We start from the raw sequence: 22442 nt of genomic DNA on the forward strand, positions 1-22442 counted from the left end.
AACCGCAAAAAGTACGGTTTTCAGGAGTTTATTTCATCTTCTTATTGATATGTTGCTAAATTGTTATCAAATCATTAGGTGGGGCGGTGAATTGAAGGTAGTTGATTGATAAATATATGTTCTATTTATTTTACTTATTTACAACTCTTGTTGAAATGAATGAGGTGATTCAAACTTTATTGTAACGCCACTAACAGGGTGCATGAATTCATGCATTTGAGCATGTAAACATAAACGAGGGCTCAACGCTTTTGCATCGTCATGTGCATACAAACGATCTCCTAAAATTGGGTGACCTAAAGCCAACATATGCACTCTTAATTGATGCGAGCGCCCTGTAATAGGAGTTAGCCTAACTAGTGTTGAATGTTTGTCACGCGTGACTACTTGCCAATGCGTTTGTGATGGCTTGCCTCGTTCATGATCTACCATCTGCTTTGGGCGATTAGGCCAATCACAAATGAGTGGTAAATCAATTTCACCCGAGTCACCTTCAACCTGCCCATACACTCGTGCGTAATACGTTTTTGAAGTTTGCCGGTTTTCAAACTGGCGAGATAGGTGAACGTGCGCTGGTTTATTCAATGCAATAATAAGAATACCAGACGTCGCCATATCCAAACGATGCACAATAGTGGCTGTGGGGAATACTCTCTGCACACGAGTTTGTAGTGAATCTCGATGCTCGAGTGCTTTTCCCGGTACAGAAAGTAGCTCCGCTGGTTTATCCAAAACGAGTATATCGTCATCACGATATAAGAATGTTAGATAAGGATCGACAGGTGGTGAATAATGCAAAAGTGCCATTTTATGGGTTATTCACCACAATTCGTAAACTATCTAAATAGGGTTCAGCATTCGAGATAATATCGGTCAACGTGGCTTTTTGGGCTTCGATAAATTCAATTTCCTCATTTCGAATTGATGGGTTAGATTTTTGCAATGAGCGCAAGCGCTCAATATCGGAACTTAACTGCGCCTCCATTGCGTCTAGCGCAATTTTCTGTTTTTCAGCTAATGCCGCATGTCCAAGTTTTAAACTCTCTTCTATTCCCAAAGTAATTGGGTCAGCGAGGGCTTGAAGCAATTGCAACGCAATCTTGCGTTTTACTTTAAATAACTGGTTAAACTCGACATCAACCACTTGATTTTTTGCATCTAAGCATAGTCGAACCGGTGTCGGTGGCAAAAAACGATACAACTGCAAGCTAGCCTCAGCACTTGCTGACAACACACTGGTCGTCTCTATCCAAAATGCACCAGTGGGGAGCGTTGGATCTTTTGCAAAAGCAATACTACTTTTACCAAGTACATCAGTGGTGACTGAGTCTAAGCAATGATTAACTATTTCACTGTCCCAACTTAAGAACTGCAATTGTTCAAACTTCGTTGCATTGCTGCGCTGATACGTTACTTCCAAGCCATCTTCTGTTAAGCCCGGAATTTGATGGACTAATTGCTCAGTGGGACGCAGGATAAAGCTGTGATCATCTTTTTCCTCTTGAGTAACGCCTAAGGAGTCAAATAATCTGCTCATGAACTTCAACAAGCTAACTGGGTTTTCAGCGGCAACGATTTTATCAAGCAAATCATCAATGCGCCCAAAGCCTGAAGCGTTAAGCTCTAGTAACTTGTCTCGGCCTTGCTCAATTTTCGTTTTGAGTTCTTTCGTCAAAGCTGCGGTTTGACTTATTATATCTAGCTTTAACTCTGTATCTTCAGGGTCTTTTAAAGCTGACATCAAATCAGACTCAACTTGCTTAAATACATCACTACCCACTGGGCACGTGGACTCAAAGGCTCCTAAGCCATCTTGATACCAATCAAACAAAACTTCCTGAGCAGTATTTTCAAAGTAAGGGATGTGAATATTAATATCGAATTTTTGACCAATTCGGTCTAGACGACCAATGCGCTGCTCTAATAAGTCAGGCACCATAGGTAAATCAAACAACACTAAATGGCGTGAAAATTGGAAATTTCTGCCTTCACTACCAATTTCGCTGCACAACAATACTTGTGCGCCTTGTTCATTCGTTGCGAAAAAGTGTGCGGCTTTATCACGTTCGATAATACTCATACCTTCATGAAAAACGCTGTGGCGGATTGAGGTTTTTTGACGCAAATATTCAGCCATTTGAAGTGCGGTTGAAGCATAAGCACATATCACGAGTACTTTTTCTTCTTTATTCGTTTCTAGCAAGTCGACTAACCAATTCACTCGCGGGTCATACTTCGTCCAATTATCATTGACTAAAGGAGCGCGCTCCGGATGGAGGCTAAGTACAACATCTTCTTCCAATGACATTGATACAGCATACTCTTTTGGCAATTTTAGAGGTGCAGGCAGAGCAAGACGCTCGGGAAAGCCCTCAATGCTGGCGCGACTGTTTCTAAATAACAATCGACCCGTTCCGTGCTGATCAATTAACTTGATAAGTAGAGCGTGACGCTGTTCGCCACTGGCTAGCATTTCATCTGTGATCTCTTCGTCGGGCACAATAGCATTCAGCTTTTCAATATGCGACTGGTCCATGTGAGAGTTGTCAATGAGTGGTGCTACCGCTTCTGCAAGCTCACCATAATGCGCTTCTTCTTCGAGGAACTGATCGTAATCATGGAATCTAGCTGAATCGAGTAGGCGTAACCTTGCGAAGTGACTTTCATGACCGAGTTGGTCTGGGGTTGCTGTTAATAACAATACGCCTTTACTTATTTTGCACAGCTTTTCTACGGCACTGTATTCTTCAGATACGTGTTCAGCAGACCATCTTAAATGATGGGCTTCATCGACTATCAGAATATCCCAATCAACTTGAGTCGCTTTTTCTAGCACTTCTTCTTGTTTAAGAAAGTCGATGCTACATAGCACTAATTGCTCTTGTTCAAATGGGTTATCGCCACTTTCAGCCATGGCTTCCATACGCTCTTCATCAAACACTGAAAACGAAAGGTTAACGCGACGTAGCATTTCAACCAACCATTGATGCACAAGGCTTGAAGGCACTGCTATGAGGACTCTTTTGGCTTTCCCTGTGAGTAGTTGCTGATGTAAAATCAGACCTGCCTCAATGGTTTTACCTAGGCCTACTTCATCAGCCAATAGCACACGAGGAGCATATCGACTGCCTACTTCATTGGCGATGTGTAATTGATGAGGAATGAGCTCCACTCGGGCGCCTACCAGTCCAACCGCGCCTGAAGTTGAATGTTCATATTGCTTTTGCAAGCACTCATGACGAATATCAAACCACTTTGGTGAGTCGAGTTGGCCGCTAAATAAACGCTTTTCTGGTTGATTTAATTTTACGTTATGGTCAAGTGCAATCTCGATAATCGAGGCTTTTTCGCCATTATCGACTCTTATGCCGGAATAAATATATAAACCATCTTGATTGGTGACGTCGGTAATTTTTATTTCCCAACCATCTGTATGTAAAGCTTTCTCGCCTTCACTCAGTATAAGACGAGTGATGGGGGCGTGAGCGATGGCATAAGTGCGATCTTCTTTAACTGCAGGAAAGAGTAAATTTATCGTTCGGTTGTCGGCTGCCATTACAACACCCAAGCCTAAATCAGCTTCTGTATTGCTTAACCAACGTTGCCCAACGGTGAACTCTTGTGCTGCATTCATAATCAAAATTCCAAGATGAAAATTAAAAAAGGGTGCGCATTGTACTGATCCTAAGTGCTACTGTCAGCTATCTGATCAAATTACCTTGAAAAAGGTGATGCTAATTATAGCAAACTAATTTAGAGTAGAAATGTCGTCAATGCTTTCTGACGCAAAAGCCGACTCATTACAGCAAAATTGCTTCTACGAGGACTGCGCAGAAACATTGCTTTCTCACCACTGAGACTTAGCCTTGAAGCTGTTTATCAGTGCGAACGGAGTAACTAGATGTCAGAATCAACTCAAGCAAAGCCTAGAACTAAAAAAAATAACGAAAAAACTGACGCTGAAATTGTGTCAATCTCCAAAACTAAACTCTACGTGCTCGACACCAATATTCTTCTTCACGAGCCCCTCGCATTCACTTCTTTCAAGGAAAATGACGTCGTTGTGCCAATGACTGTTTTAGAAGAACTCGACTACATCAAAGATAGCAAAAAGGATGTTGCAAGGGATGCTCGTGTTTCTATTCGTGCAATGGAAGACTTGTTACACAATGCCACGCCAGAACAAATGCTAGAAGGTGTCAGCATGGCGGGCTTAGGGGCGGGTGAGAGCGCTCCGACGGGGACATTTTCAATATTTGCCGATCTTTCGATGCCAGATAATCAACAGGTGTTTACAAGCAATGAGAATGACAACCGTATAATTAATGTTGCATTGAGACTGCAGTCAAAGCTGGCTCCGCGTCAAGTGATCTTAGTTACCAAAGACATCAATATGCGCTTAAAAGCGAAAGGCGCTGGAATGGCTTTAGTGGAAGACTATCGCACTGACCAGCTCATTAGCGACATTAAGTATTTATCCAAGGGCTATCATATATTTGAGGGCGATTTTTGGCAAAGCGTTCAACGCGTTGAAAGCCATACGGAAGGGCGTGACACGATACATAATATTCCGAGGACGGTGCTTCCAGAGGCCTACGTTAATGAATTCCTGATTGATGAAACTAGGCAGTTCGCTGGTTTAGTCGAATCAATGACTGAAGATACTTTGGAAGTATTAGACTTAGGTTATGAACGTTTAATGTCTCGTCGAGCTTGGGGCATAGCACCTAAGAATATCGGGCAGGCTATGGCACTGCACGCTTTACTCGACCCACATATTGATTTATGCATTCTTACCGGTCCCGCAGGAAGCGGAAAAACCTTATTGGCCTTGGCCGCGGCACTAGAGATGGTGATCGAGAAAAATATGTATGACAAGATCATAGTCACTCGTTCAACACCAGAAATCGCTGAGTCTATTGGCTTTTTGCCGGGAACTGAGGAGGAGAAAATGGCGCCTTGGCTAGCGGCAATTACAGACTCTCTTGAGGTCTTGCATAAGGGCGATGAAAACGCGAAAGGCTCGATGAGTTATATTATGGAAAAGGCTAACATTCAATTTAAGTCAGTTAACTTTATGCGTGGAAGAAGTATCCAGAATGCAATCGTTATTCTGGATGAGTCTCAAAACCTGACGGCCTCACAATTGAAAACCATTATTACCCGTTGTGGTGAAGGCACAAAATTGATTTGTGGTGGCAATTTGGCCCAGATTGACAGTAATTACTTATCAGCAGTTACCTCGGGTTTGACCTATATCGTCGAAAAATTCAAGAACTTCTCAGGCAGTGCTACGTTCAATCTCGATGGTGTCGTTAGGAGCCGTTTAGCTGAATTTGCTGAGAAAGAGCTTTAGACTGGAAACTTTTAAAATTACTGGTATTATCCGCTTTATATACTTTAGTCGTAAAGTGGATGATTACAAATATATATTTCATACTTTGTAATCTAGAGATTATGCCGATAAGCAGTTAATAGATGCAATGTCGTAAGCTCGAAAGCCAATTCGATTGAGAGTAAATCAACATTGCCAAGATAAATATTAAGAAAATTAATTTATATTAGCTGATTTGAAGCAGAGGTTAGATGATAAACAATCGCGCTACCATTTTGGTTGTTGATGATGAACGCATTAATATTCAAATTCTAAATAATGCGTTAAGAGACGAATACAATATTCTTGCAGCTATGAATGGTGGGCAAGCTATTAAGGTGGCAACAGAATCACTCCCTGATCTTATCTTGCTTGATATTGTTTTAGGCGATACTAGCGGTCATGATGTTTGCAAAGAATTGAAAAACAACGAACTCACCCAGCATATTCCAATTATTTTTATTACAGCTCAAAGCAAGGCCGAAGACGAACTCAAAGGTTTAGAACTAGGTGCCGTTGATTATTTTCGCAAACCCTTTGTTCTTCCTTTAATTAAGGTGCGGATTAAAAACCAGATTGAGCTCATTCAAAAAACACGCGAGCTTGAGAGAATGGCTTGGGTTGACGGCTTAACCGGTATTTCAAATCGCCGTTTGTTTGATAAGCGTTTCTTTGATGTTTCTAAATTTGCTATCCGGAACAAGCGGCGAGTTTCTATCATTTTGGCAGATATAGACTTTTTCAAGGAATTTAATGATCACTATGGCCATGCTAAAGGTGATGCCGTCCTTAAAAAGGTGGCCCAAGCTCTCCAGCAAGGGGCGTCTAGGCCACTAGATTTGGTCGCTCGTTTTGGTGGTGAAGAATTCGTTATATTACTTACGGATTCGAGTGATACTGAAGGTGCACTCGTTGCTGAGAAAGTACGTGAGAAAGTAGAGGAATTAGCAATTCCTCATGCAAAATCTACTGTTCATAAAGCGTTGACGATTAGTGTTGGTGTAGCAACAAGCCCAGCAGACTCTGCTCCATTTGACCGTAATGATTTGATCGAAGCAGCCGATCGCTGCTTGTACGAAGCAAAGTCAATGGGGAGAAACTCTGTAGTTAGTGTAGACTTTAGGCCACCTTCACCGGATTAATCGACAAACTGAGCGCCAAATTACTCTTCTTATTATAGTGCGTAGCATTTCACTTTCATTCCAACTCGCAGTTGAAAATTACAAAATGTTATATTATAACTTCACGCTTTAAGTGTTATAGTATAACATCTTTATATGCATCAGTTTTCAAACTCTATTTACAGGTATCTATTGTGAGTGATTTTCCTAAATATCGAGCACTAAGCCTAGCTTCATTATTATTCTCAGCCTCATTCTATGCTCAAGCGCAAACCTTATCGGGCGTTGTTGTTAATAAATTGGGCGAACCATTAAAAGACGGAAGCGTCCAAATAATGGGAACAAATTTGAGTGCGGACATTCAGGCTAACGGCAGCTTTATATTCGAAGATGTGAAACCGGGAGATATTGAAGTCCACGTCGCTAGCTCAACTTATATTCATTCTAAAACTGAATTAAGCATTCCTGAATCTGGATTATTCGATGTGGAAATCATCGTCGAAAAATCGAGTATTGAAATCTTTGATGTTACTGCCAGTGCTTTTCATGCTTCCACAATAGAATCAGCGGCACCGGTGAGTGTGATATCCGGTGACGAATTGCGAAAAAAACAAGCATCAACTTTAGGTGACACCTTAAAAAATGAAGTGGGAGTGCATTCAACTTTTTATGGTTCTGTCGCGAGTTCGCCAATTATTCGAGGCTTAGACGGACCTCGAGTACTCGTAACCCAAAATGGATTAGACTCAGGTGATGCATCAAGAGTTGGACCTGATCATGTTGTTGCCACTGATGCCTCAACGGCAACGCAAATAGAAGTATTACGAGGACCTGCAACCTTATTCTACGGAAGCGGTGCAATTGGAGGTGTCGTTAATGTTGTTGACCAACGCATACCCGATAATAACGATTGGGAAGGTGAAGTAGCTACTGATAGAAACACTAATAATAGTGAGGAAACTTTCTCAGCTAATCTTAAAGGTGGAAAAGGTAGCGTGGCCTTCAACCTGCAAGCTTTCTATCGCGATGCAGATGATTATCGCATTCCTGGCTTTGCAGAAAATCCAGAACTTCACGACGACGAGGAGATGCATGATGAAGACGAGGCTCACAACGAAGAAGCTGAAAGCAAAGGTGTCGTAGAGAACTCTGCAAGTAATTCAAAAGGAATAACTGTCGGTGCAAGCTACTTAATGGAAAATGGACATGTTGGTTTTTCTGTTGAGCATCTATCTAGCCTATATGGAGTGCCGGGTCATGCTCATTCCGAAGATGAAACGGTTGAGGGGGATTTACAACAAAATCGATACCAAATTTCCAGCAAGCATCAGTTAGATAATGAATGGTTCAGTGCCCTAAACACGGGTTTTGCTTATACCGATTACCAACATGCGGAAATTGAAGATGGGCAAATCGGTACTGTTTTTGGCAATATTTCGCAAGAAGCAAGGATTGAACTTATTCATCAGACTATTGCTGGATGGCGCGGTGGCTTTAGTTTCCATTACAAAGCAAGTGACTTCGAAGCCATTGGTGATGAGGCATTTACACCGCCCTCAGAAACAAGGAATTTCGGCCTTGGCATAATTGAAGAACAGCATTTTGGTGACGTTTTATTTCAATTGGGTGCAAGAATAGAAAAAGTAAAAATCGATGTGCCAAGTATACAATTAAATGTGCCAGAGTTTATAGCTGAGCACTCTGATGCCGAACATGATGAAGAAGCGCATGATGAAGAACATGAAGAAACAGCTGATTTTGGTTTTCTAAATTCCAGTATCGCGTCATTTACTCCTATTAGCGCGTCTATCGGAGCTGTATGGGATTTCACAACTGGTTACAATCTTGGCCTGTCTTTTGTGCATGCGCAGAGAGCACCATCTAGTGCTGAAGTCTATAGCTTTGGGCCGCATATTGGCACAAGTACTTACGAAGTGGGGGCTTTTTACACGCTTAATGATGAGGGTGAAGTTGCTTTAAACGAAAGTGGTTTGAATGTGGAGAAGTCTAACAACATCGACATTTCTTTGCGTAAGTTTAGCGGCGAGTTTGGATTCGTTTTAAATGCCTTCTATAACCAAGTTCAAGACTACTATGTTGCTAGTAATTCAGGATTTGTGTTTGAGGGCGAGCATGGGCATGAAGAACATGAAGACGAACTAAATGACGAGCATATGGATGATGCCCACGAAGATGAACTACCAGTATTTTTATATTCTGCCGTCGATGTTGATTTATATGGTTTTGAAGCTCAGCTGAACTGGCAGGCTACTGCATCCTTACAAATTCAAGCTCAAGCTGACATGGTTCGTTCAAAGTTAAAAGAACAAAGGGGAAATAGCCGCTATTTAGCGAGAACACCACCCTCTAGACTAGGATTAAGTGCCAACTATGTTTTCGGAAATTGGCAAGCTGAATTGTCCCTTCATCGATATTTCGCCCAAGACAGGCTTGCTGAGTTTGAAACCGCAACCGATGCTTATTCGTTGTTGGATCTAGACCTCAATTATGTGACTTCGTATAAAAATACTGATGTTACTTTCTACTTAAAAGGGCGCAACTTGGCCGATGAAGAAGCGAGAGTGCATACTTCATTCTTGAAAGACTTAACACCAGTACAAGGGCGCTCTTTTGTCTTGGGTGCAAGACTTCAGTTCTAATGAGCCAGTGCTCAAAATGAAAAATGAGCTATTGTTTTTTTGATTGCTTTCTATATTGTTTGTTAACAACGTGCCCTTAGCCGTGCTCTTAGCATCATGTTTAAGTGAGTGTTTAAGGGCTGTTAATCAAACAAGGAAAAGCAATGAGCATTCAAGATCAAAACGAAAACATGCTGTACATCGTCCTCGTTAGCTGTGCGGCAACCATTGGCGGTTTTTTATTTGGTTTTGATAGCGGTGTGATTAATGGCACTTATGATGGCTTAGCTGCTGCGTTTGACACTTCTGAGCTGTCCGGCGGCTTCAACATTGCAAGTATGCTTTTAGGTTGTGCGGTCGGGGCACTCTTTGCCGGTGTTTTGGCTGACATACTTGGGCGTAAAGTGTTGCTAATTATTGCCTCAGTTTTCTTCATCATAAGTGCATGGGGCTCCGGCATAGCAGGTAGTTCCTTTGAATTCGTTATCTTTCGTATTCTTGGTGGCTTGGCAGTTGGAGCTGCTTCAGTCATGGCTCCAGCTTATATTAGTGAAATTGCGCCAGCTCGAATAAGAGGGCGCTTAACGTCCATTCAACAAATCGCCATCATTACAGGGCTTTTCAGTGCTTTTGTTAGCAACTACTTCTTAGCTAAATACGCTGGCTTATCCACTGATATTCTGTGGTGGGAGTTTGAGGCATGGCGTTGGATGTTTTGGATAGAGCTCGTTCCAGCTATCATTTTCTTTTTTGTGCTTTTCCTTATTCCCGAAAGTCCTAGATTTTTAGTCATGAATCATCAAGAAGAAAAGGCAAAGACGATATTAGAAAAGTTGTATGGGACAAGCGTAGCTGAAACATTAGTTGTGGAGATACAGGATTCAATTGAGAACGATGCCAAAAGGCCGAGTATTGTCGATTTAATTGATAAAACCAAAGGAAGAGTTAGGCCTATCGTGTGGGTCGGAATTGGTCTGGCGGTTTTCCAACAATTAGTTGGAATCAATGTCGTATTTTACTATGGCGCTGTGCTTTGGCAAGCTGTGGGCTTTTCTGAATCGGATGCGCTTTTGATTAATATCATTAGTGGTAGCGTCAGCATCGCTGCATGTTTAATTACGATTAAAGTGATAGATAAAGTAGGCAGAAAACCTTTATTAAGTATCGGTTCATTTGGAATGACAATAAGCCTAGCTTTGATGGTATTCGCGTTTATGAACTCAGAGTTTGATAGTGAGGCAAATAAATTGGTGATGGGTGAACTAGGCACACTGGCGCTAATATCTGCGAATGTTTATGTGTTCTTTTTCAACCTTTCATGGGGGCCTGTTATGTGGGTGATGCTAGGAGAAATGTTTCCAAACCAGATCCGGGGTTCTGGCTTAGCAGTATCAGGCTTAGCTCAATGGGGTGCAAACTTCGCAATCATTATGTTGTTCCCACTTATGCTAGCTGCGATTGGACTGGCTGGCGCATATGCTTTCTATACAGTCTGCGCACTTATTTCAATGGTGTTTGTTATTAAATATGTGCAAGAAACGAAAGGCCGAGCCTTGGAGGATATGCAAGGATAAGGCAATTACTCTTCTACAATGTGTTCTATCCTGTAGCGATCTTTGCCATCATGCTTGGCTTTGTAGAGGCCTTTATCTGCAGCTTGGATAAGTAATTCTGGTTCGTCTTCAATACACGGTTCCGCGCAGCTTACTCCAATGCTAAGAGTGACAATGTCTCTAACACTTGATTCGGCATGCGGATATTCTAAAAGTCGAATTTCATCGAGTACTTTTTGAGCAATGAATTCGGCGCCCTCTAAATCTGTGTTTGGTAATAAAATCACAAATTCTTCACCACCGACTCGCGCAACCATATCTATAGGGCGTTCAACGGTTTTCTGTAATGTGTTGGCAACAGCAATTAAACATTTGTCGCCTTTCGGGTGCCCATAATGATCGTTAAAACGTTTAAAATCATCAATATCAATCATCAGAAGGGAGATAGGGGATTTATCCCTCACAGCCAGTTTCCAATCGGAGCATATTGCTTCATTGAATTTTCGTCTGTTTGCAACACCGGTGAGCACATCAGTAAGCACAAGTGCTTCTAAGCTTTTCAGATCGGTTGATTGACGAATATGAGCGCGTAATCTTGCTTTTAATATTTTGGTATCTATGGGTTTAGTTAGGTAGTCAGTAGCGCCTAGTTCAAAGCCTTTGACTTGATCACTGGCGAGTTTTGCACTGGTGATGAACACAACGGGAATATGTTGTGTTTCTGGTGTGCTTTTTAAAGTATCGCAAATTTCAAAACCGTCAACTTTAGGCATTTTAACATCAAGCAGGATTAAGTCAGGCTTCACTGCTTGCGATGCCTTTTGCAGGCATTCAATAGCAGACAAAGCAAAAATAACTTCATATTCGCTCTTAATGGCTTGAGCAATAAACTTAACGGTTGTGATGTCGTCATCAACTACAAGTACCATTGGTTTTTTCATACTGATTTCAGAACCCATTGATTGCCCTGTTAAAATATTAAACATAAGTCTATAGTGTGACACTTCAGTTGTACATAAATTATTCATGTTAGGAGCTTTTGATGGATGAGTCGCTAGAGTCCTTATTTCGTTCAGACTATATGCCTCATGGGCATTGTTACTGGTGGAAGCCTGAAATCCTTTGGCTCAATGTGGTGTCTGATTTGTTTATTGCATTCGCTTATTTTTCCATTCCAATAGCAATCTATTATTTTGTAAAGCGACGAGAGGACGTCCAATTTAAGGGCGTTTTCATTTTATTTTCTCTTTTCATTTTATTTTGTGGGATAACCCATGTAGTCAGTATTTTCGTTATCTGGAACGGTATCTATGGTATCCATGGCCTAACAAAGTTGGCTACGGCAACAGTCTCGTGTATTACTGCCTATAAAGTTTTTCAGTCAATTCCTTTGGCTTTGGGATTGCCCACTCAAGATGATTTGAAACAAGCTTATGAAAAAGTAAACCAAGAAAAACTGGAGCGACTAAAATTAGAAAGCAAGGCTAAAGAGGAAGCCATGCTACGAGAATCGACCAATATTGCCCATGTCGGTGTTTTTTCCTTCGGCAAGAATGGGGAAGTATTGGTTGCCAACGATGCTGCTTGTAAAATTTTTGAGTCGAGTAAAGCAGAATTAGAAAGCAAAACAATAGAAGAGTTATTGGAAGTTGAATTTGTAACAAATGCAAGTAAAGGAGAGAGTAAAACAGCAATTAAACACATCAATTTACGTGAGCTATGGCAATTACAATCAGACAAATTTGGTGCAGAAAAACTATCCCATGTTGTTTATGCACTCACTCAAAATGGACATAGAACTCCCATCAGCTTTAAGTTAAGTAGTAGCCAAATTAAATATGAGATTTCTGATGAACTAGGTACAACTTTTGCGTCATTCCAAGATATCAGTGAGCAACTTAGTTACCAGAAAGCTTTAGCAGAAAGTGAAGCAACTACACGCAGCATCATTGACTCATTACCCGTCGGAATGCATGTTTTTGAGCGAAGCGACGATAGTTTAATCTTAACGGGATATAACAAGGCCGCTGATAGGATTCTGGGTGTTAAGCATAAGGAACTACTAAGCAAAGATATAGAACAAGCGTTCCCTGATTTAATGGGTAAGGGGATCTCTGAAAGATACAAGAACATTGCCAAAGAAGGAGGACACTGGAGCGATCAGTCGATTAATTATGAATATAACAAAATCAAAGGCATCTACGACGTACAGTGCTTCCAAAGTGTTAAAAATACAGCAATCGTGTTGTTCGAAGATGTAACAGAACAAAAACTAGCCAAACAAGCTATCGCTGAAAAAGAGTTATTTATTAAAACCGCTTTCAACGCATCAATTACAGGCGTTCTTGTTTTTAATTTTGTGACACAAAGAATTGAGTTTGTTAATGAAAGCTTTACTGATATCACCGGATATGCAATTGACGAAGCAGTTGATATAGATGAGCTGGCAATGGCCGATCTCATCCACCCCGACGATAAACAAAGCGCATTTAAACACTGGCAGACAATTCAAAATTCAGATACCAACGCAATCATTCATTTTAACTTTCGCCTAAAACATGCCGATGGCCATTATATATGGTGTATGGCCAAAGATGTTGTATTTGAGAAAGATGCTCAAGGCAAGGTAATTCGTTACATGAGCAGCTTTTTAGATATTTCTGAAATGAAGCAGATGCAAGATAACTTGATTAAATTGAAAGATACGGCTGAAACCGCAAGTGCCGCCAAAAGTACGTTTCTGGCAAACATGAGTCACGAAATACGCACCCCAATGAACGCCATCCTAGGGCTTACGAATGTCGTGTTACGCATGGATTTAGGTGGCAAGCAGCGTGACTACTTGAGTCGAGTAGAGGCAGCGTCTCAATCACTATTAAGTCTTTTGAATGATATTTTGGATTATTCAAAAATAGAAGCTGGCAAATTAAAAATCAACAGAGAGATATTTGAACTCAATTTTGTCATTAATAACTGCACGGGACTATTTGGCTTTTTGGCTGAACAAAAGGGCATAGAATTTATTGTCACCAAGGACACAGGGCTTTCTAAGTACTATTTGGGCGACCCAATACGCCTAAGCCAAATCTTAAACAATTTACTTGGTAACGCCGTGAAGTTCACCAAGCAGGGATTCATTCAGTTGCGTGTTAGCGTTGCGGAAAATGATAGCAATCATGAGCTAACGTTTGAAGTGAAGGATTCTGGAATTGGAATGACAATGCAACAATCCGAATCGCTTTTTGAAGCCTTCTCCCAAGCAGATAGTTCCATTAGCAGGCAATACGGTGGCACTGGCCTAGGTTTAGCCATCAGCCGCTCTTTAACTCATTTGATGAATGGTTCACTTACTTTTCACTCTAAAATAGACGAAGGAAGTGTATTCACCGTGACCTTGCCATTCCCTCCAGCGGATTATGCTGAAATGCATAAGCTGGATTTATCGCGAGACAATGAGAATATAGTTGAATATGGTCAAGGCACTGGCTTTGAAATCGTTGAGTTTGACGATGTTAAAGCGCTTGTCGTGGAGGATAACGCAACCAATCAGCTAGTCGCGGAAGAGTTTTTAACCCAACTTAACATTCAGTCTGTATGCGTTAATAATGGTCTTGAAGCCATAAACGCGGTAGAAAGTGATTTATATGACTTCATCCTGATGGATCTGCAAATGCCTGTGATGGATGGCTATAGTGCGACTAAAGTTATTAGAGAAACTCAGCGAGGAAAGGACATTCCAATTATTGCAATGTCTGCGGCAGTGTCTGAATCTGATATTGAAAAAGTATTGGCTTCCGGTATGAATTCTCACTTACCTAAACCTTTCAACCTGCCTCTTTTATTTAATCGTCTGGCAGAGTTTATTGGCCACAAAAAATCTGAAAACCGAGTACTGCCTGCTAGCAAAGTTTGGGATCTAGCGAAGTACCCTAAAGACTTCAACATCCCCGATGCTATGCGCAAGGTAGGAGATGATGAAGGTTTATATGTGAAGCTTGTACAAAGCTTTGCAGAGGATTTTGAAGATACAATAAAGGATATAAGCGAGGTATTTGAGCAGAAGGATTATGACGCTGTACAGTTATATGCACATACAATCAAGGGCTTAGCTGAAAGTATGGGGGCGACGGATCTATTCCATGAGGCAAGGCACGTAGAAAATGAATATATAAGCGGAAACTTCGTCGACCCTAATCGTTTATTTGAAAAAATTGAACAAGCTATTGATTCAATTAAGGCTGTACACTTCGAGTCCGATAACGCATTTATACCTGCGAAAGGTGGAAACAAAGCATTAGCTCTTGAGTATATTGCAAAATTACGTTTGGACTTAACTAGCAGTAAATTTGTTGCAGTAGAGGATATTACAATGGAGCTTTCCGCAATTGCTGAGTTTGTGGAAGCTCATCTGATTGAAGATCTTATTACAACGGTCAAGAAATTAGACTATTCAAGTAGCGTCTCAATTTTAGACAAAATCGAGACTTGCGTACTTAACTTACAGTAGAGAATGCAGAGAATGCAGACAGCGCAGAAGACTTACAACTTGTCGGATTTGGGCTGCAGGTTTTCAAAAGCGGCTTCACGCTTTTGTTGGCCTGCACTCATTGCCTCCATGACATCTGGCATTTGAAACATGCCACTTTGCCACGTTGCCATATAATTTAGGCTATTTGCTACCGTGTTGTCACGAGTGTAGTTGATCATCTCTTTACAACCAGCAACTGCCATAGGTGAATGAGCAGCAATAGTTTTGGCAAGTTTGAATACTTCAAGCAACATAGTTTCTTGATCGGGATAAACGTGGTTTACGAAGCCACATGACTGCGCCTCCTTGCTCATCATGTTTCTGCCCGTATAAGCTAATTCTCTTACTAAACCGTGAGGCATAATATGGGGAAGTCGCTGTAATGTGCCGACATCCGCGGTCATACCAATTTCTGTTTCCTTAATACAAAAGAATGCATCTTGTGTGCAATATCGACTGTCGCAAGCGCTGATCATATCAACCGCCCCGCCAATAGCGCCGCCTTGTATAGCTGCCAATACGGGCATTCTTGCTTCTTCCAAGGCATTGAATGTGTCCTGTAATTGCATAACGTGACGTCGGAATTTCTCAGCTCGCCTGGCAGGTTCACCTTTAAAGCTGGCGCCCATATTTTCAAACACAGATAAATCCATACCAGCGCTAAAATGCTTGCCTTGCGATGAAATAACGATCACTCTGGCGAGAGCGTGCTCATCAATATATCGCACTGCTTCTGGAATCTCGGCCCAAAATGCAAGGTTCATACTGTTAAGTTCTTGCGGTCGACACAGCTGTATGTGAGCTATGTTTTCTTCAATACTGACCGATAGTGTCGAGTAGTTTTTTAGGTTTGGTACGGTCATTGTTATTCCTTATTTTGAGCGCAAATATATGTTTTCAGCTAAATTACTATACTCAGATAAAGTGAGTATTTACATTTTGTTTATATATAAGACCGAATAAACAACAATTATTTGCTCTTAGATGCTATTAAGTCTTTAATTCACTTGTTATTCTATCTCGTGAATATTTTAATAAGAAAAGCATAATAATGAAAAAAATACCAATTCGAATCTTGGCGGTAGTGATCGCGTGCATTGGCTTTTATGGCTGCAGTAAAAAAGCAGATAACGAAGACGGCTTCAACGTGAAGTATGAACAGTATCAGCTCTCTAACGGTCTCAATGTTATTTTGCATCAAGATAAATCCGACCCTATTGTTGCCATGGCTACTGTCGTTCAAGTGGGTTCGAATCGTGAAAAGCCAGGCAAGACAGGTTTTGCGCACTTCTTTGAACACATGTCTTTTAATGACTCAGAGAACGTACCCAAAGGTGCGAACCGCAAAATGATCCCTGAATTGGGGGGCACTCGAAATGGTGGAACATGGAGCGATGGGACAATTTATTATGAAGTCGTGCCTAAAGATGCCTTTGACAAATTATTATGGATAGACAGCGACCGCCTTGGTTTTATGATCAATACCGTCGATGAAGGTACGCTTGAACGTGAAAAGCAGGTTGTTAAAAACGAAAAGCGCCAGCGCGTTGACAACCGACCCTATGGTCACACCCAACATGTTATTAAGAAGAATTTGTATCCGAAAGGCCATCCTTATAATTGGACGGTAATTGGTGATCTAGAAGATTTGCAGTCTGCTACATTGGAAGACGTTAAAGAATTTTATAATACATACTACGTTCCTAGTAACGCCACTTTAGTGATTGCCGGCGATATTGATATTGCCGAAACGAAAGCAAAAGTAGAAAAGTGGTTTGGTGAAATCAAAGCAGGACCCGAAGTAGAGCCTATTCTTCCTCAACCAGTAAGCCTTGAGAAGGATGTTAAACTTTACCATCTTGATAACTTTGCAAAATTGCCTGAAATTCGATTAACCTTCCCTACCGTTGAGCAATATCACAAAGACGCTTATGCCTTAGACGCTTTGGGTACTTTGTTATCGAGCGGAAAGAACGCGGCCTTGTACAAAACAATTGTTGAAGCAAAGAAAATTGCACCGAGTGTTTCGTCGTTTCATCGTGCTGAAGAAATTGCAGGAACCTTTACCATTCGAGTAAGAGCGAATCAGGGCGTTAAGCTAGATGAAGTGCATGCAGCAATAAACGAGTCATTGAGTGACTTTGCTCTCAATGGTTTTACAGACCAACAACTGACAAAAATAAAAGCTGAAGCAGAAACTTCATTTTACTACTCGATAGAAAGTATTCTTAACAAAGCGCTTCAACTAGGTATTTATAATGAATACGCCGGTTCCCCTGATTTTATAAAACAAGATATTGCGAACATTACAGCTGTGAGTCGTGAAGACGTTATGCGTGTTTTCAAAAAGTATATTGAAAATAAACCCGCCATTATTACAAGCTTTGTTCCAAAAGACGCGCCTGAACTCATTGTGAGTAACTCAACGAAAGCGAATGTTGTTGAAGAAGTCATTTCACAAGGCGCCGAACAAAAGTTTGAAGAGAATGACGAAATTGTTTATCAAAAAACACCGACAAAACATGATCGCAGTGAACCACCTCTGACAGAGCTACCCGCTCTTAGCATCCCTGAGGTTTGGGAGAGTGCATCTACTAATCAAATGAGAATTCTAGGGATTGAGCAAGTAGAGCTTCCGGTGGTCAATTTTAGTATTACAATAGCTGGTGGTCAGAGTTTAGATCCTAAAGATAAGCTTGGTACAGCATATTTGATGGCTCAATTGATGAATGAAGGGACGCAACTTAAAACACCTCAGGAGTTGGAAGAAGCCATTGGTTTATTAGGAGCGAGATTAAGTATTTCAAGTGGCAAAGAAAACATCGTTGTGCGTGGAAACGTGTTGGTGAAAAACTTTGAAGCTAGCATTGCCTTGCTGAATGAAATGCTCTTAAAACCGCGATGGGATCTAAATGAGTTTGAACGCATTAAATCTCGACGTTTGACTTCAATTAAGCAATCTAAAGGTAATGCCAATAGTATTGCAGCTCAAGCATTCTTCAAACAGCTATATGGAGCAGAGCATTTAGCTGGAATGCCGACAGGCGGTACATTAAAGACAGTTGAAAATATTGAGCTCGACGACTTGAAAGCCTACTACACCTCAAACTTCACTCCGAAAAATGCGACCTTCCATATTGTGGGTGACATTAAGCGTGAACAGGTCGAAAAAGCATTAGTTCAGCTTGCTGACTGGCAAGGAGGCGAGGTCGCTATACCGCAGCAAGCAGAAATTGAAAATGTGAGCAAACCAAAGCTTTTCTTTATTGACTTACCCAAGGCTAAGCAAAGTGTCATATATATGGGCAAAGCGGTCGTGCCGGGTGACAATAATAATTTTTACCCTATCGAGTTTGCGAATATGCGATTAGGTGGCGGTATTAGCGCGCGCTTAGCACAAACGCTAAGAATTGAAAAAGGTTACACGTATGGTGCATATTCATATCTGCTAGATAGTTCATATCAAAGCCCGTTCGTAGCCTCATCTCAAGTACGTACTAATGTCACATTAGAGTCTTTGCAAATATTTAAAAAGTTAGTGGGTGAATACAAAGAAACTTATACAGAGGAAGATCTTGCGGTTGCGAAAAATATGACGATTAAGAGTAACTCGCGACGTTTTGAAACTCTGAATAGTTTGCTAGGTATGTTAGAAACAATCAGCCGTTTCGACAAAGCTAAGAACTATATCGAGCAGGAACAAAACTTTGTGATTAACGCCGAATTAATTGACGTACAGAGTGCCATCGAGAACTTTCTTGATGAGCAAGAAATGATTTACTTAGTTGTTGGAGATGCGGAGTCTCAACTTAAGCGCATGAGTCAACTTGGCTATGGCGAGCCTATTTTATTGGATATCGATGGCAATAGAATTTAGGTATTACTAAGCATTAAGCTATAGGTAAAGTAAAGCGCCAATCAGTATTTTGCTATTGGCGTTTTTTCAATGTAAACCCACATTTGAAGCAATGAAGTGACAAGCATACTAACAAGCAATAGGCGGCAATAATGAGCAGTGATGACAATAAGTTCGACTTTATTCTTTATGGGGCGACTTCTTTTGTCGGCCAAATTATGGCTGAGTATTTAGCAGGCTATGCTGGTGAAAAGTTTACTTGGGCGATGGCGGGCAGAAGTGAGAGTAAATTACAGGCGTTGAAAGCGCGCTTAAATTTAACGGATATTCCTCATTTTGTAGCCGAAGCGGACGATGAAATTGCATTAAAGGCATTATGTGTTGAAACGAATGCCATTGTTAGCACGGTTGGACCTTATGCATTGTATGGTGAAACCGTTGTTAAAGTTTGTGCTCAGTCAGGAACCGACTATTGTGATTTAACGGGCGAGCCGCAATGGATTAAGCAAATGTTAGATAAGTACGAGGCTGAGGCTAAAAAATCAGGTGCCCGTATCGTTCACTGCACTGGCTTCGATTCGATCCCTTCTGACTTGGGAGTCTATAAGCTCCAGCAAGTATGTATTGAGGAAAGCGCTAAACCAGCTAAGCATATCAAGATGCGTGTTAGGAGGCTCAAAGGAGCGGCTTCTGGCGGCACTATTGCAAGTATGTTGAATGTGTTTAAAGAAACCAAAGAAAATCCTGCATTGCGCCGAGTCCTTGTTAATCCGTATGTCCTTTGCCCTATTGGCCACCCTTTTAAACAGCGTCAAAAGAATCATAAAGGCGCAGAGTTTGATGCTTCACTTGGTATCTGGACCATGCCTTTCGTTATGGCTTCAATTAATGAGCGAATAGTTCACCGTTCTAATGCTCTGCTAGGCAATCAATATGGTGAAGACTTTCTTTATGATGAAGCAATGTCTGCTAAAGGACGCTTTCAGGCTTGGACTACGACGCTGAGTTTAGGAGCGTTTATGCTAGCCGCTAGTATTTCTCCTCTACGTTCCTTGCTTGCTAAGTACGTGCTTCCTAAGCCAGGTGAAGGCCCAAGTGAAGAGCAGCAATTGAATGGTATGTTCGATATGCGCTTTTATGCCAAGCTTGAGAACGGTGAGCAGCGCGTCGTAAAGGTTGTTGGTGATCGTGATCCGGGTTACGGATCTACTGGCAAGATGTTAGCGCAAGCCGTATTGTGTTTATCAAAGGATGTACCTGATTTACCAGGGGGCTTCTGGACGCCGGCTTCAGCCCTAAACGAGCCGTTAATCGAAAGGTTAGCGACCCACGCAGGCGTGACTGTTGAATTAATGCCTAATAAAGACAATAAATAAATTTACTTCCATTTAGGAAAGGTAAAAAAACGATGAACAAAATTAAACTAATAATACTTGGTACGATATTCTCGGCCATGAGCGTTTCGGCTGCAAATTTAGACATGGGCGCAGAGCATAAGGACAAAGAGGTGCTTCGACTTTCTGAACCTGTTGCAACAAACGCATATTCTGAAATATTCGGTTCTTTGCTTGACGAATCTCTTCCGAAAGTCACATTGAATGACTTAACTTCAAATTCAGCTAACTATATTGGTAAAGGATTCCAAGTCGAAACAAAAGTTGCCAAAGTTTGTCAGAAAAAAGGCTGCTTTTTTATCGCCCAACAAGGTGATGACGTAATGCGTGTCGGGTTTAAAAACTATAGCTTTTTTGTACCAACAGACAGCGCGGGTAAAACCGTGACGTTAGCTGGTGTGCTAGTCGAAAAACAAATGACAGCAGAGCAGGTTGAACACTTCAATAAGGACATGCAAGGTAATTCGGCTGCAATTAAAGAAGGTGTTGTATACGAAATTCTAGCCGACAGTGTAGTTATACCTAAGGTGTAGTTATACCTAAAGCGTAGGTATTCCTTAAGCGCAATAAGTCGCTGGGAATGCCTTGGCCCTAAGCGTTGAAAAAGAAAAGAGTATACACAAAGCTATTCAAGCTGGACGTTTAAAGAGCTGCTAAACGTCCGCTAGTAAGAAAAAGCCCTCCCAATATTACCGTGAAAACTGACTTAAACTCATTTCGCTCTTTAAGGTTATTTTTAACTAAGCCTTAACGACTTAGTTATTATCACTTTCGTTTTTTTCTTCTTGGGATTTAGATTGAGTGCTCGAATCAAGATCTGTTACGGTTACAGAGCCACCACCGAAGTTCACTGCTCTAATTCTCATCAAAGACGAAAGCTGTGCCTGTTGAGCTGGTGAGAGCTTGTTACCGCCAGCAAATCGCCCACCGTTTCCAGAGTTTACGTAAAGTCCTATATCTCTTCGGCTTATGCTCCCGTAAAAATCATTAATACGCCAGTTATTGATGTTTGCCTCAAAGCCCTCTGCGTCTTTAATTTTTCCACGAATGGTAATATTTGCAAACTGCAGGAGATGCGACTTTAGACTTTCATTAAAATCCGGAAAAAGTTGAGCGTTTCTTTCGTAAAAGCTCGATACTCTTACAATACCTTCACCACCATTAAACTGTGTACCTCTGTTGGAATTCACAAATTCTTGCGCATTTTCCTTCAGCTTCTGATTAACGTCCCGTGCAGTAAATGCTTTAGTACGAATATTCGGACTACCTTTTATGCCTTGATGTAAACCATAAATGTACAATGTATCGTCGGGATAAAGCATTGGAAGCACACGATAATGAATATCATTGAGGCTTAGCTGCACATTGTCTACCAAAAGGCTTTTTTTATCGAGAAGCGAGTCATCACCCTTTAAGACCGGCTTTAGATTATTCAGCGGATAAATAATGGCTAATTCATTAATTAGCGTGACGTTATACAAATTCAACCAGTAAGCTAATTGCGCTTCTTTGGTATATTGATTTAGTGGAGTAAGGCTAGGTATTGCTTCCAATTCTTTTCGCAATTTGAGGATTTTTTCTTGCTCATGCCTGAGGTTTTCGTAGAAGAAACGATTCGCTTCATTTTCAGTTGGACGATCAATGGTTTGTGTAAAGCGCGTGCCAGTTGGAGGCATCAGGTCCTTGGCGTAAGCTCGCGTTGACGGGCCCATATTCATTACACCAGCATGTAATAATTGGTCCACAATACTAAAATCCATTTCAAGCGTGGAGTTTTCAGTAAACTCAGCAAATTTGGCGTATTCTTGAGTATTCACTTGCTGAGCGATTAAGCTTCCTGAAAGCGACATGAATACGATTAATATCAATACATCTAAAAATTTTTTATACATTGCGGAAGTCCTTGTCTTTACCTTAAATTTCAAATGTGAGTTAAATTAGTACTTATTGTTTTCTTATATGCTTAGCTCTAATAAA

13 protein-coding genes are annotated in these 22442 nt (G+C 41.1%); 8 read left to right on the forward strand and 5 right to left on the reverse strand.

What is annotated here, in order from left to right:
* Positions 1-138: 138 nt before the first annotated feature.
* Together rluA and rapA are read right to left on the reverse strand one after the other, a co-directional pair.
* Positions 139-807, reverse strand: a complete 669-nt coding sequence (gene rluA / locus ACKLNX_RS06190; protein WP_412971663.1) for a bifunctional tRNA pseudouridine(32) synthase/23S rRNA pseudouridine(746) synthase RluA — start codon at positions 805-807, stop codon at positions 139-141.
* A 1-nt stretch (position 808) separates the two neighbouring features.
* Positions 809-3634 (reverse strand): RNA polymerase-associated protein RapA, encoded by a 2826-nt coding sequence (gene rapA / locus ACKLNX_RS06195; RefSeq protein WP_412971664.1) that lies wholly within the window; start codon positions 3632-3634, stop codon positions 809-811.
* A 267-nt stretch (positions 3635-3901) separates the two neighbouring features.
* Here rapA and ACKLNX_RS06200 point away from each other — a divergent pair, with 267 nt between their 5' ends.
* The 4 genes from ACKLNX_RS06200 to ACKLNX_RS06215 all read left to right on the forward strand — a co-directional run bounded on the left by ACKLNX_RS06200 (position 3902) and on the right by ACKLNX_RS06215 (position 10708).
* Complete coding sequence (locus ACKLNX_RS06200) at positions 3902-5356, forward strand: PhoH family protein (RefSeq protein WP_412971665.1); 1455 nt, start codon at positions 3902-3904, stop codon at positions 5354-5356.
* Between the two features lie 230 nt (positions 5357-5586).
* Positions 5587-6516, forward strand: a complete 930-nt coding sequence (locus ACKLNX_RS06205) for a diguanylate cyclase (protein WP_412971666.1) — start codon at positions 5587-5589, stop codon at positions 6514-6516.
* Between the two features lie 173 nt (positions 6517-6689).
* Complete coding sequence (locus ACKLNX_RS06210) at positions 6690-9155, forward strand: TonB-dependent receptor (RefSeq protein ID WP_412971667.1); 2466 nt, start codon at positions 6690-6692, stop codon at positions 9153-9155.
* A gap of 143 nt (positions 9156-9298) precedes the next feature.
* Entirely contained in the window at positions 9299-10708 is a 1410-nt protein-coding gene (locus ACKLNX_RS06215) for a sugar porter family MFS transporter (RefSeq protein WP_412971668.1), read from the forward strand.
* Positions 10709-10713: 5 nt separating this feature from the next.
* On the opposite strand, the gene ACKLNX_RS06220 is transcribed toward ACKLNX_RS06215, so the two are convergent.
* Positions 10714-11715: a diguanylate cyclase domain-containing protein gene (locus tag ACKLNX_RS06220; protein WP_412971669.1), complete on the reverse strand. Its 1002-nt coding sequence runs from the start codon at positions 11713-11715 to the stop codon at positions 10714-10716.
* A gap of 14 nt (positions 11716-11729) precedes the next feature.
* On the opposite strand from ACKLNX_RS06220, the gene ACKLNX_RS06225 reads away from it, so the two are divergent.
* Entirely contained in the window at positions 11730-15194 is a 3465-nt protein-coding gene (locus ACKLNX_RS06225) for an ATP-binding protein (protein WP_412971670.1), read from the forward strand.
* Positions 15195-15226: 32 nt separating this feature from the next.
* Here the strand turns inward: ACKLNX_RS06225 and ACKLNX_RS06230 are convergent, their stop codons facing one another.
* Complete coding sequence (locus ACKLNX_RS06230) at positions 15227-16078, reverse strand: crotonase/enoyl-CoA hydratase family protein (RefSeq protein ID WP_412971671.1); 852 nt, start codon at positions 16076-16078, stop codon at positions 15227-15229.
* A gap of 188 nt (positions 16079-16266) precedes the next feature.
* On the opposite strand from ACKLNX_RS06230, the gene ACKLNX_RS06235 reads away from it, so the two are divergent.
* The 3 genes from ACKLNX_RS06235 to ACKLNX_RS06245 all read left to right on the forward strand — a co-directional run bounded on the left by ACKLNX_RS06235 (position 16267) and on the right by ACKLNX_RS06245 (position 20998).
* Positions 16267-19092 carry a M16 family metallopeptidase gene (locus tag ACKLNX_RS06235; RefSeq protein ID WP_411692777.1) on the forward strand — a complete coding sequence of 942 codons (2826 nt, stop codon included), beginning with the start codon at positions 16267-16269 and terminating at the stop codon, positions 19090-19092.
* A 131-nt stretch (positions 19093-19223) separates the two neighbouring features.
* A complete protein-coding gene (locus tag ACKLNX_RS06240) occupies positions 19224-20447 on the forward strand; it encodes a saccharopine dehydrogenase family protein (RefSeq protein ID WP_411692778.1) in 1224 nt (407 codons plus the stop codon).
* 32 nt (positions 20448-20479) lie between these two features.
* Positions 20480-20998 carry a DUF4920 domain-containing protein gene (locus ACKLNX_RS06245; protein WP_411692779.1) on the forward strand — a complete coding sequence of 173 codons (519 nt, stop codon included), beginning with the start codon at positions 20480-20482 and terminating at the stop codon, positions 20996-20998.
* A 222-nt stretch (positions 20999-21220) separates the two neighbouring features.
* Here the strand turns inward: ACKLNX_RS06245 and ACKLNX_RS06250 are convergent, their stop codons facing one another.
* A complete protein-coding gene (locus tag ACKLNX_RS06250; protein ID WP_412971672.1) occupies positions 21221-22357 on the reverse strand; it encodes a DUF547 domain-containing protein in 1137 nt (378 codons plus the stop codon).
* Positions 22358-22442 lie beyond the last annotated feature (85 nt).

The sequence above is a fragment of the Glaciecola sp. MF2-115 genome (assembly GCF_047250385.1).
Classification (GTDB): Bacteria; Pseudomonadota; Gammaproteobacteria; order Enterobacterales; family Alteromonadaceae; genus Glaciecola.